Genomic DNA, 12,053 nt, shown 5'->3' on the forward strand with positions numbered 1-12,053 from the left:
GGATTGCAATTACAGACATTTATGAAGAATGTGATATAAATTCTTATGATATAGAATTCGATGAGTTCTATTTTGTAGATGAAAACACATTAATTTTATCAGGCTTTAAAGGGATAGGTACCCCTTCTCGGACAGGTATTATTTTTATATCAAAAGACTTAGGGAAGACATATCACAAAATAGAATTTGTTAATGAGAATATTTATTTCATTTCAGTATCTAAAGACTATTGCTTAATTGAAACTGAAAAAACAGACAATCAAAGAAATGCCTATTTGTTAAACAATTCAAATTTAAAGTATGAAAAAATAGGAGAATATGATGGATCTATTTTCTCTTATGGAGCTTTTAATGGGAAAATCTTAGAATGTATATCCTATGATATTCCTAAATTTACAGATATAGAGACGCATAAAATATATAATATACCTGAAAATTGGCAACATAAAAAATACCGATTACACTCAGATAATACATTATATTATGTGGAAAACAAGAACTTATACACTTACAATCTTCTCACCCAAAAGGAAGCAGTGAAAGTATTGTCTCAGAATTACGATGTTTTGTATTTGAAAAATGACGATATTTTCTTGGTGAAATTTAATTTTTTAAAAGATAAAGCTACCTTGTATAATTTAGAAGAAAGAGAAATATATACTGAATCTGAAGAAGAAATAAAATACTATAAATATAAAGATTTTATATGTTATTACAAATCTTCCATTCCTTATATAACACTAAATTACTCTTTTGATAAAGGGAAAAATTGGTATTCTTATGAAGCGGATAATTTTTTTGCAGTTTCCCGTCCTGTTGCTTATTATAAAGACAGATATATCGTATTAAAAGGAGGCGTATACCGAAATTCCGAGAAAGAAAAAGGAGGAGGAAGAATAATGGTAGGAGAATTCGTGAAATAATTTGGATAGTAGTCATACACATTGGAAAATCAGCAGGTTATCAAGCAAGAAAAAAAGCTGTAACCACCAATAGTATTTTTTTGTGTGATAATAAAGGGCAAATGATAGCAATGGGAAGCCCTAAAGCAGGAAATCACAATGACTTATATGAAATAGAAGAAGTACTAAAAGAAATCTTAGCTTTATTAGAAGAAGCAGGAATAGAGCACAAAGGTCTGTTTCTCAATGCTGATGCAGGATTTGATAGTAAGTCTCTTAGAGAGTTTTTAGAAAGCAAAGAAATTATAGCAAATATTAAACCTAATCCCCGAAATGGAGAGCAACCAGATGTTTATTTTGATGAAGAATTGTACAAAAATAGGTTTAAAATTGAACAAGCAAATGGTTGGCTTGACGGATATAAAGGTTTGATAATGAGATATGAGTATCTTGATGTAACTTGGATTGGAATGCTCCTATTATGGTTTATCTCCAAGTTCCTCAAAAAAGTCTAAACACATTTAATTATAAAAGATGTTAAATAAAGCCCTTACTGCTGTAAGCGAAGTAGAAAACGCTTACCACACTTGGAAAACACGCCCTTTAGCTTCGCGTAAAGAAAGTATTGTTCGCATCAAGGAAAAGCTCCTTGCCCATAGTGAAGAATACGCCAAAGCTATCACCACTGATATGAATAAGCCTTTGGCACAATCTCTTGCTGAAGTCAAGAAGTGTGCTACGCTATGTGATTATTACCTAACCCACATAGACGATTTTCTCCGCCCACAACCCTTACAGAGTAGTTGGAGCGAGAGTTATGTGCGCTTAGACCCCTTAGGAGTTCTTTTGGCTGTCATGCCGTGGAACTTCCCTTTTTGGCAAGTATTCCGTGTAGCTATTCCCAACCTGCTATTAGGAAATGTATTAGTAGTAAAACACGCCTCCAATGTTCCTACTGCTGCGGCATTGTTGGAAGAAATCTTTCTTGATGAATCCTTAGGTTTTCCTATTTATAAGAACCTGCCTTTGCCAAGTCAACATGTAGAGGAAATCATCGCTCACCCTGCTATCAAGGGCGTTACTCTTACAGGAAGTGAGCCTGCAGGTAGGTCGGTAGCTCAGTGTGCTGGTAAGCACTTGAAGAAATCTGTTTTGGAATTAGGCGGAAGTGCTGCCTTTATCGTTTGTGAAGATGCAGATCTAACAAAAGCGGTCACCACAGCCGTCAATGCCCGTATGCAGAATGCTGGACAGAGTTGTATTGCAGGTAAGCGTATCTTAGTGCAAGAATCCATAGCCCAATCCTTTATAGAAGCCTTTACCGAAAAAGTAAAAGGGCTCAAACAAGGAGACAAATACGACCTCAGTACCGAAATAGGCGCTATGGCAAGGGAAGACTTGGCAATAGAAATAGAAGAAATGGTCAAGCAGAGCCTTGCCGAGGGAGCTACGCTACGCTGTGGCGGCAAACGTACCGGTGCTTTCTACACTCCTACAGTGCTTACAGACGTTACTCCTACCATGCGAGTATTCAGGGAAGAGACCTTTGGCCCAGTAGCGGTTATCACTACCTTCCGAGATTTTGAAGAGGCCATTGCGCTGAGCAACCAATCTGATTTTGGCTTAGGAGTAGCCATTTTCTCCCAAAATGTAGATTTTGTAAAATCACAAGCCCCTCGCTTTGACGAAGGTGCGGTATATATCAATGAGATGCTCATCAGTGATCCACATTTGCCCTTTGGCGGTATCAAGAACTCAGGCTATGGTCGTGAGCTTTCCCACTTTGGCGTATGGGAGTTTGCCAATATCAAAACGGTAGTGGTGAAATAATAATACGAATCAAGGGTTAAAAATTTTTTGTATAATCTAATTCATTATTAAGACGCAATAAATCAAGACGCAATAAATTGCATCTCTACGGAAGACTACGCTAATCCATAATTGTCTTAGCCAGCGTTAGGGTAGAGACGCAATTTATTGCGTCTTAGAAAATTAGTGAATCATTTTACCTATTGGTTATCAAATAACCATTGGAGTATATATTGTTCCTTCTCATCAAAAGCAATTCCCCTACGTGCCATCACACGCTCAGCTACGGCAAAAGCCTCATCCAGATGGTATTTCTCAGCAGAGGCTCCCCAAGCAAAGTTGGGGATATATTTGCTTGGAAATCCAGCAGAGAAAAGGTTGGCAAAGACCCCCACAGTGGTACCACTATTGATTTGGGTATTGATAGCTGTTTTCGAATGGTCTCCCATGAGTACCCCACAGAATTGCAACCCTGAAGAAGTATAATCACCCTTTTGGTAATCCCATAGCTGTATGGTATTATAGGTGTTTTTGAGATTAGAAACATTGGTATCCGCCCCCAAGTTACACCACTGTCCCAATACGGAATTGCCTAAGAAACCATCGTGCCCCTTGTTAGAATACCCCCAGATAACAGAGTTAGAAATCTCTCCCCCTACCTTACTATAAGGGCCTATGGTGGTCGCTCCATAGAGCTTAGCCCCCATATTTACGGTAGCATGTTCACAAAGGGCGATAGGCCCACGTAGGTGGCTCCCCTCCATCACTTCGGCATCCTTACCTATGTAGATCTTGCCTTTCTGACAATTGAGGGTAGCAAACTCGACCTTAGCACCTTCTTCTATAAAGAGGTTAGCCTTATCACCTAAAAAACCATTGGTTGGTGAAAGCGGTGCAGAAGTACGCCCTTTGGTAAGTAATTCAAAATCAAATTCAATAGCCTTATCATTATAGGTAAAAAGATCGGTGGGTTTTTCAAAAAGCACCAAAGGCTCTTCCCACTCTATGGAAGGTATAGACGAAAGGGTAATACTTTTCCCTAGGAAAGCCAATTGTCTTCCTTGATATGTAATAGACTCCCCTACCTCAAGAGAACGTACTTGTTCTAAAAATCGAGGTGTAGGTAAGAAATTAGCATAAATAAAGAGAGTTACCTCTTCTGATACACCTGTATAAGGATACTTTCCTTGAAGGTAATCCGCAGTTAGGTAATTCACTTGTGTTATCCCCAAAAGTCGTTGCCAGCGCTCAGCAAAAGTTAAAATACCTGCACGCAACTCAGCCGAAGGGCGGGTAAAAGTCAAAGGGAAAAAATCCTTTATAATGTTTTTATCCTCAAAGAGAAGTCGGTCTATTTTCATATTAGTAGCTTACATAGTCTGTAATTTCCAAGCCATAGCCCGACATACCCACATAGCGAGAAGGTTCGGAGTTGGTAAGGAGTTTCATATGAGAAATACCAAGGTCTATCAGGATTTGAGCCCCTATACCTATATCTTTTACTTGAGCAGCAGGTACTTGCGAAGGTGCTGGTTTGCCTTCCTGTGCAGCCTTGATCGCTTGGATACGGTGCAAGAGATTCTGAGAATAACCTCCTTGGTTAATAACGATAAAAGCGCCCTTACCTGCAGCATCTATCTGTTGGAAGATACGATTGAGTTCATTGTCTTTCTTTCGCAAAAGTTCCAAGATATCATTACTGATAAAGTTGGCATGGATACGAGTCAATACAGGTTCGTCCTTAGCCCAAGTACCTTTGGTGAAAGCCAAGTGTATCTGCCCATTGGTTGTTTGTTCATAAGCTCGTAGGCGGAATTGCCCATAGTCTGTATCAATAGGAAAATCTTCTTTTTTGACAATAAGACTATCATGGCGCATACGATAAGCTATCAAGTCCTCTATGGAAATAATCTTAAGATTATGTTTTTCAGCTACTTTCACTAGTTGTGGTAAGCGTGCCATAGAACCATCTTCATTGAGAATCTCAATAAGAATACCCGCAGGTTCCAATCCTGCCAAGCGCGCCAAGTCCACCGCTGCTTCGGTATGGCCTGTACGACGAAGTACCCCTCCCTCCTTAGCCTTGAGAGGAAATATATGTCCTGGGCGACCAAAATCCTCTGGTTTGGTTTCTGGCTTTACAAGCGCCTTAATTGTCTTGGCTCGGTCAAATACAGAAATTCCGGTAGTACAACCCTCTCCCTTGAGATCTATAGAAACAGTAAATTGGGTATGGTGTAGTACGGTGTTGTTCTCCACCATCATATCCAAGCCCAATTCCTTACAACGCTTCTCCAACAAAGGGGCGCAGAGCAAGCCTCGCCCATGCTGGGTCATAAAGTTAATCATTTCAGGAGTTACTTTTTCAGCAGCAGCGATAAAGTCTCCTTCATTTTCACGGTTCTCATCATCTACTACGATGACGATTTTCCCCTGTTTGATATCCTCAATAGCCTCTTCTATGGTATTGAGTTTTATTTCTTGGTTCATTAATTTATTATTTATTTATTATGAAATTCTTGAATTACCATAGCCTCAAATCATCACTACTCTCCGCATTAGAAAGATTAAGCACAAGTGTAAAAGTAAGTCCCTTAAAGACTGTATCTCGGCGGAAAGGAATAGAATACCCCACATAGGCCTGATGAACATTAAAAAAAGAAAGGCCTACACGAGGCTGGAGAGCATGGGTATTGAGCGAGGCTCCAAAGCCCAAGAGAATGAGGCTAAACTCATATCCTATCTCAGGTACAATTTCCATTTTGGACTGCTTACGCCCGTCTTCGGTAAGGGTGTTTTGTGTTCCTAAGTGCACTCCTGCATAGAGTGAACGGCTTACCCAGTTATACTCTGTATTGAGAGATCCCCCTACAAAACCCAAGTTATGGGAGCGATTGGTATGGGTAAAGGCCGCCCTTACTCCCCAATATTCAAAATCATCAAAACCTTGTGCTCCAGCTCCTAAGGGAAGAAACAACAAAAAGAAAAATAGACTTCTCATAAAATTCTTATTTAGAAATTCCCTTTGCAAAAGTACAACTTTTTTCTAAATCCTCCACATTTCCAAAAGAATTATTTCTCTAAAAGATTAACAATTAACCATTAATCATTAATCATTATTTTTCGTATCTTTGTCCCCACGAATAAATAATACTAAAAATTATGTATCCACCTGAAATAGTAGCTCCTATGATAGCGGAGCTTGAAAATGCAGGCTTTGAATCACTCCATACCGTAAGTGCAGTAGATGAAGCTATTAAGCGTCCTGGCACTACCCTTGTAGTGGTGAATTCCGTATGTGGTTGTGCAGCAAGAAATGCCCGTCCTGCGGTACTCTTAAGCCTCGAAAATGCTAAAAAGCCAGACCACTTAGTAACAGTTTTTGCAGGCTTCGATATCGATGCCACCGCTCAGATGCGAGATTATATGCTACCTTTTCCTCCTTCTTCCCCTAGTATTGCCCTCTTCAAGGACGGAGAGTTGGTACATATGTTAGAGAGACACCATATAGAAGGACGTTTTGCGGAAGCAATTGCTGAAAACTTAGAAGCAGCCTATAATGAATTTTGTTAAATAAAAGACTAAATCCAATGAAAAAGTGCTTTTCATTGGATTTTTTTATTTGTTTGAGATGAAAAAACTCTTAGCATCTAAATACAAACTCCTAAAAGAAAAGGCTTTTGCCATTATCTATGGGAGAGATACCGTTGCAGGAAAACTCTTTGACCTCATTCTCCTAGGTTTTATCCTCATCAGTGCTTTTTTGGCTATTTTTGAGAGTATTCAAACTGTAAATGATAGGATACATACCTTATTAGTAGTCTTGGAATGGGTCATCACTATCTTTTTCACTATTGAGTATATATTGCGTATTATCTGCACCCCTAACTGGAAACGGTATATCTTTAGTTTCTATGGAGTTATTGACCTTATCTCTATCTTACCTGTATATCTTTCGTTCTTTGTAAAACAATCCAAAGTTCTTTCTATCATTCGTATCCTTAGGCTGTTGCGCATTTTTAGAATCTTAGACTTAGTACAATTCACCCAGCAGGCCAATCAGCTGAGGAAAGCTTTAAAGAATAGTCAAACGAAGATATTTGTATTCATCTACTTTGTACTAGTGATTTGTGTAATTTTAGGGGCTCTCATGTATATGATAGAACCTCATGACAAAGTATTCACTAGTATTCCCCGTAGCATCTATTGGTGTATTGTAACCCTTACTACAGTGGGTTATGGCGATATGGTACCTACAACTACTTTCGGGCAGATTATGGCTTCTGTGATTATGATATTGGGGTATGGTATCATAGCTGTACCTACTGGAATTGTAACTTCCGAATACTCACGTGCCTACCGAAAAAAAGAACCCAATAGGCCACACTCTCCTCACAAAACTCCTCCCGCTGACTTCGGTTATCCTCATAGCCATACTCATGGTCATTGTAGGTATTGCAATGCCTATCCCCTGCCTGATGATGCTTTGTATTGTCCTAAATGCGGCAAAAAAAAGTAGTCAGTTGTTAGTTGTTAGAAGCCAGATGTCAGTTGTCAGTTGTCAGAAGTTAGTTGTCAGTTGTCAGCTTCTGAAAACTGTCTACTGAATACTGAATTCTGTCTACTGAATACTGGATTCTGTCTACTGAATACTAAATTCTGCCTACTGAATACTGAATTCTGTCTACTGCCTACTGAATACTGAATACTGAATCCTGCCTACTGAATATCTACTGCTGAATATCTACTGCTGAAAAGACTGCATTTCTACAAGTTTGCGGTAGGTTCCATTTTTTGCCATAAGAGAAGCATGATTGCCTTGTTCTATGATTTTTCCTTTCTCCATAACCACAATAATATCAGCATTTTGAATAGTAGAAAGGCGATGAGCAATTACCAAAGAGGTACGATTCATCATCATTTTCTCCAAAGCGTTTTGTACTAATTTTTCACTTTCTGTATCCAGTGCTGATGTTGCTTCATCCAATATCATAATAGGTGGATTCTTCAGTACAGCACGGGCAATACTCAAGCGCTGCTTTTGCCCTCCTGAGAGCTTTCCTCCCATATCTCCTATATTGGTCTGGAATTTGTTAGGCAAGGCCTCAATAAAGTCATAAGCATTCGCCACCTTAGCAGCCTCCTTTATTTCAGCTTCTGTAGCCGAAGTCTTCCCTATGAGTAGATTATTAGTAATAGAGTCATTGAAAAGGATAGAATCCTGAGATACAATCCCGATAAGATCGCGAAGAGAATGTATCTTAAGATCGCGAATATCAATACCATCAAAAGTAATAGCCCCCTCATTCACATCATAAAAACGTGCAATAAGATTGGCAATAGTACTCTTTCCACTACCTGATTGCCCAACCAAAGCTACCGTTTTCCCTTTTGGAATTTCTAAAGAAAAATCCTTAAGAACATATTCATTATCATATTTGAAAGAAATGTTTTTCAGAGAAATAGCCGTTTGGAAGTCTGTTTTTTCTATGGCATTTTCTTTGTCGAAAATAGGATTTTGTGCATGAATCACCTCTAAAACGCGTAAGGCTGCTGCATCTCCTTGTCGCAAGCGATAGGCCGCCTTGCTGATTTCTTTAGCTGGAGTAAGGATATTATAGGCTAAGCCCATATAGGCAACAAACTCTGATCCTCCTAGAGTCTTATCTATCAACACCATAGTACCTCCATACCACAATAATATTCCAATGACCAAAATCCCTAAGAACTCACTAATGGGAGAGGCCAAGTTTTGGCGATAGGAAAGGTTATTGGCATAGGAGTTAAAGCGCTGAGTGGAGTCGGTAAAGCGCTTGATAAACACCTCTTGTGCATTGAAAGACTTAATGATACGAAGCCCAGAAAGCGTTTCCTCTATCAAAGAAAGGAAGAAGCCTTGTTCGGACTGTACACGCCCTGAATGCTTCTTGAGAGTTTTACCTACACGCGAGATAGCCAGTCCTGCTATAGGAATGAAGAGAAAGACAAAAATGGTGAGCTTCAAGCTAATCCCACACATAATTATAATGGTAAAAATAATTGTAAGAGGTTCTTTTACAATAAGTTCCAATATACTCAAGTAGGAGGCTTGAAATTCATTAATATCAGTAGTGATACGGGAGATTACATCTCCCTTACGTTTTTCTGAAAAATAAGAGATGGGTAAAGAAATGATTTTCTTATACATCATATTACGTAGATCCCTCAGTACTCCATTACGCAAAAGACTAATAAATACTATAGCTAAATAGCTAAATATATTCTTAAGGAAGAATAAAAATAACACCAAGCCTATAATATAAAAAAGTGCTTGTACAGGGTCTCCTCCCGTGTGCTGAGTTACCTGATAGTTCAAGTATTCTTTAAAATACACATTTGCTCCACTAATTCCTTTGTACACAGGCTTTTCATAAATCCTTGCACCGGCATCAAAAAGTACCTCAAGCATAGGAATCAAGGCCACAAAGGACAGAGAACTAAAGAGCGCATATAGAATATTAAAGAAAATATTCAAAAAGGCAAACTTCTTATAAGGAAGTACATACGGATAGAGTCGTTTGATATTGGCTGTATTCATTCAATAATATATAAGAAAATCATTTCTTTTTTAGTTTATACCTAGTATTATAAGTTCCACTCTTTGGTTACTTGTTTGATTTTTGCCAGCAAGGCATCACGTGTCTGCTCATAAGCCTCTATGGAACTTAGTGGTGCATTGGCACTGAAATAGAACTTAATTTTTGGTTCGGTACCACTAGGGCGTGCTGCTACCTTTAATCCTTTTTCTGTGTTGTATATCAACACATTGGATTTTGGAATCTCAATAGGTGTTTTCTCTCCTGTAAGTGGATTATAGCTTACAGAGGTTTGGTAATCATCTATACGTACCACCTTTTCACCCAAAATCTCTTTGACAGGATTTTCACGAAGATTTTTCATTATCTGGTTGATCTCCTGAGCTCCACTGATTCCCTTTTTCACTATCGAAATCAAGTGTTCTTGGTAAAGACCAAACTCCTGATACATCTTAAGCATTTCCTTGAAGAAGGAGCTACCTTTTGCCTTAGCCTCAGCTGCAATTCCCATAGCTAATAAAGCTGAAGTTTCTGCATCCTTGTCACGAACAAAATCTCCTACCATATAACCAAAACTTTCTTCTCCCCCACCGATAAACTGTTGGTCAGGAAAATCCTTAATCATCTTGGCTATCCACTTGAACCCTGTAAGACCTTCCTTATACTCTACGCCATAGGCCTGAGCGAGTTTCTGCATAAGAGGCGTAGAAACAATAGTAGAAGCAATGAATTCATGTCCTGTTTTCTGTCCTTTTTCTTTCCACTTATCCAAGAGATATTTGGTCATTAGGAGCATAGTTTGATTACCGTTGAGCAACTCCATCTTGCCTTGGAGGTTGCGCACAGCAATCCCAATACGATCACTATCAGGATCCGTACCGAAAACAATATCAGCCTGTACTTCTTCGGCTTTTTTCAGAGCCAAAGTAAGTGCTTCTGGCTCTTCAGGATTAGGCGATTTTACGGTAGGGAAACTACCATCAGGGGTGGCCTGTTCCTCTACAATATACAAAGAGGTATAACCTGCACGCTCAAGAAGCTTAGGAATAATAGTTACTGAGGTACCATGCAAAGGCGTATAGACAATCTTCAAATCAGACTTTCCTGCAATAGGGAAATTAGCCTTGTTCAATGAGGCTTCAATAAAAGCTTCATCTACCTGAGAGTCAATTTTTTCAATAAGAGACTCATTAGGAGTAAATTGAATATCGGCAAACTGAACTTTATCAATCGCTTCCATTATTTCCTTGTCCTGTGGTGGTACCAACTGCCCACCATCTGTCCAATAGACCTTGTACCCATTGTATTCTGGGGGGTTATGTGAGGCAGTGAGGACAACACCGCTATGACACTTGAGGTAACGTATCGCAAAGGAAAGCTCTGGTGTAGGACGCAACTCGGAGAAGAGATACACTTTAATACCATTGGCTGAAAAGACATCGGCTACCACCTTAGCGAAATCCTGAGAGTTGTGGCGACAGTCATAGGCAATAACCACTTTCACTTGCTCATTAGGATATACTCTTTTGAGATAGTTGCTCAGTCCTTGAGTATTCTTTCCCAAAGTATAACGATTCATACGATTGGTACCTATTCCCATGATACCACGCATACCTCCTGTACCAAATTCCAAATTTTTATGAAAACATTCGGTAAGCTCCTCAGGGTTTCCCTCAAGAAGTTCACGTACTACTTTTTGTGTTTGCTCGTCGAAAGTAGGGCTAAGCCAAGACTGAGCATTTTCTTTACTTTTTTGTAATAAGTCCATAATTTATCTTTTTTAATTATTAATTGTCAATTGTTAATTATCAACTCAAGTTTCGTGAGTTCTGTAACTCAAATATTTTATCTTTTCAGCTTTTTAAAATCCTCTGGATTGAACAAAGTAAGCTGATTTTCCTGTAAATGATTGATAATATCAAACATTTTTTGGCGAATAGAGCGTGGTAAAGTGTAATAAGAAGCATCTATCTGTGTTTCTCGTCCTTCGTCGCTAGGATCATCTTGGTGACGAATCCCTATTTTTTCTCCCTTATGATAGGTCAATAACTTTACTTTTCCTCGATCAGGATCACCATCTGTGGGTGCTGCTCCATAAACAATGATAGGGTCTACATAGCCATCATTATCTAAGTCAGTGAAAGATACAAACTTTGTCCAAAACCAAATAGAGAATTCTGTACCCTCCCATTTGGGACGATAGTCATAAAGTATCTTTACCACTTGAAAAGTACTCTCCTTCTCTAAAAGATGAAAAGCCTTAATTTTGTCATTAATAACCTCTCCCTCACTATTTTTCCTATAAACCTGTCCCTTATTCTTGGAAGTTTCATAGAGCTTATTTTCGGTAAATAACCAAAAATGCTTTCCTTCCTTATCTTGATAAGTGTAGGCCTTAGTTATTGGAAATGTTATTCCTAATTCCTTCTGTAACTTTGAAGGAAATTGTTTTTGTAATTGTTCTTCCCCCAAGAGTTGTGCCTGAGCATGCCCTTGATACACAAGCCATGTACAGAAAAAGCCCAAAAAAAAGTATTTCATATTCATTAATTATCAGTAGTCAGACGTCAGAGGACAGTGGTCAGATGTCAGAAGACAGTGGTAAGAGGACAGTTGTCAAGCGTCAGAGGACAGTGGTCAGACTCAGAGGACAGTGGTCAGGCGTCAGAGGACAGTGGTCAGTAATCAGACGTCAGAGGACAGTGGTCAGACTCAGAGGACAGTGGTCAGACTCAGAGGACAGTGGTCAGACTCAGAGGACAGTGGT

General features: G+C 39.0%; 11 protein-coding genes. 5 read left to right on the forward strand and 6 right to left on the reverse strand.

Translation table 11 applies throughout. The annotated features are described in order from the left end of the window. The 3 genes from Q0625_RS08500 to Q0625_RS08510 form a co-directional block, all read left to right on the forward strand. A partial coding sequence (locus tag Q0625_RS08500) for a hypothetical protein (RefSeq protein ID WP_298825838.1) occupies positions 1–923 on the forward strand: 923 nt, incomplete at its 5' end. 80 nt (positions 924–1,003) lie between these two features. Then, positions 1,004–1,417: a transposase gene (locus tag Q0625_RS08505; RefSeq protein WP_298825841.1), complete on the forward strand. Its 414-nt coding sequence runs from the start codon at positions 1,004–1,006 to the stop codon at positions 1,415–1,417. A gap of 19 nt (positions 1,418–1,436) precedes the next feature. After that, positions 1,437–2,732, forward strand: coding sequence for an NAD-dependent succinate-semialdehyde dehydrogenase (locus Q0625_RS08510; protein ID WP_298825843.1), 1,296 nt, complete (start codon positions 1,437–1,439; stop codon positions 2,730–2,732). Positions 2,733–2,911: 179 nt separating this feature from the next. Here Q0625_RS08510 and Q0625_RS08515 read toward each other — a convergent pair whose 3' ends face one another. Genes Q0625_RS08515 through Q0625_RS08525 form a run of 3 tightly spaced genes read right to left on the reverse strand, consistent with a single transcriptional unit; the run spans position 2,912 to position 5,712 of the window. Further along, a complete protein-coding gene (locus tag Q0625_RS08515; protein ID WP_298825846.1) occupies positions 2,912–4,072 on the reverse strand; it encodes a GlmU family protein in 1,161 nt (386 codons plus the stop codon). A 1-nt stretch (position 4,073) separates the two neighbouring features. Next, a complete protein-coding gene (gene ribB, locus Q0625_RS08520) occupies positions 4,074–5,201 on the reverse strand; it encodes a 3,4-dihydroxy-2-butanone-4-phosphate synthase (RefSeq protein WP_298825849.1) in 1,128 nt (375 codons plus the stop codon). A gap of 34 nt (positions 5,202–5,235) precedes the next feature. Beyond that, positions 5,236–5,712 carry a hypothetical protein gene (locus tag Q0625_RS08525; RefSeq protein WP_298825850.1) on the reverse strand — a complete coding sequence of 159 codons (477 nt, stop codon included), beginning with the start codon at positions 5,710–5,712 and terminating at the stop codon, positions 5,236–5,238. 161 nt (positions 5,713–5,873) lie between these two features. Between Q0625_RS08525 and Q0625_RS08530 the strand changes: the two genes are divergently transcribed. Together Q0625_RS08530 and Q0625_RS08535 are read left to right on the forward strand one after the other, a co-directional pair. Next, positions 5,874–6,284, forward strand: a complete 411-nt coding sequence (locus Q0625_RS08530; RefSeq protein WP_298825853.1) for a BrxA/BrxB family bacilliredoxin — start codon at positions 5,874–5,876, stop codon at positions 6,282–6,284. A 58-nt stretch (positions 6,285–6,342) separates the two neighbouring features. Continuing rightward, a complete protein-coding gene (locus Q0625_RS08535; protein WP_298825856.1) occupies positions 6,343–7,230 on the forward strand; it encodes an ion transporter in 888 nt (295 codons plus the stop codon). 225 nt (positions 7,231–7,455) lie between these two features. Here Q0625_RS08535 and Q0625_RS08540 read toward each other — a convergent pair whose 3' ends face one another. From Q0625_RS08540 to Q0625_RS08550, 3 genes are all read right to left on the reverse strand, one after another. Further along, the gene (locus tag Q0625_RS08540; protein WP_298825859.1) at positions 7,456–9,288 is read right to left on the reverse strand and encodes an ABC transporter ATP-binding protein; all 1,833 of its coding nucleotides are present in this window, start codon (positions 9,286–9,288) and stop codon (positions 7,456–7,458) included. A gap of 47 nt (positions 9,289–9,335) precedes the next feature. Then, complete coding sequence (locus tag Q0625_RS08545) at positions 9,336–11,054, reverse strand: phospho-sugar mutase (RefSeq protein WP_298825862.1); 1,719 nt, start codon at positions 11,052–11,054, stop codon at positions 9,336–9,338. A gap of 77 nt (positions 11,055–11,131) precedes the next feature. After that, on the reverse strand, positions 11,132–11,827 hold the full coding sequence (locus tag Q0625_RS08550; protein WP_298825865.1) for a M949_RS01915 family surface polysaccharide biosynthesis protein: 696 nt from the start codon (positions 11,825–11,827) through the stop codon (positions 11,132–11,134). Positions 11,828–12,053: the final 226 nt, after the last annotated feature.

This window comes from uncultured Capnocytophaga sp., from assembly GCF_938029845.1.
Taxonomy (GTDB): Bacteria; Bacteroidota; Bacteroidia; order Flavobacteriales; family Flavobacteriaceae; genus Capnocytophaga.